Annotated in this window: 1 protein-coding gene; it reads right to left on the minus strand. The window is 27.2% G+C overall.

From position 1 onward, the window contains the following. Window positions 1-66: 66 nt before the first annotated feature. Window positions 67-261, minus strand: a 195-nt coding sequence (locus SB752_RS32755; RefSeq protein WP_410719557.1) for a WxcM-like domain-containing protein, incomplete at its 5' end; no start/stop codon positions are given.

Genomic DNA, 261 nt, shown 5'->3' on the forward strand with positions numbered 1-261 from the left:
GTAAGGTTTCCTTCATCAAAATTGATTTTGCCTAGATTAATTACACTACAATCAAATACTGAAAGATTATTTTTCATTCAAAAGCTTTTTAAATTCTTCAAAATCTCTTATGTAATCATGCTCATTATAAGATTTGTCTGATACAATAAGCGCTAATGAATTGGTAGAAAAATTTTCAAGTCTTCGCCAATACATTTTTGGAATGTACAACCCATAATAAGATCTGTTTAATGAAAATCTTTGTTCTTTATCTCCATTATG

Origin of the sequence: Brevibacillus sp. SIMBA_040, assembly GCF_046535075.1 — a bacterium.
Classification (GTDB): Bacteria; Bacillota; Bacilli; order Brevibacillales; family Brevibacillaceae; genus Brevibacillus.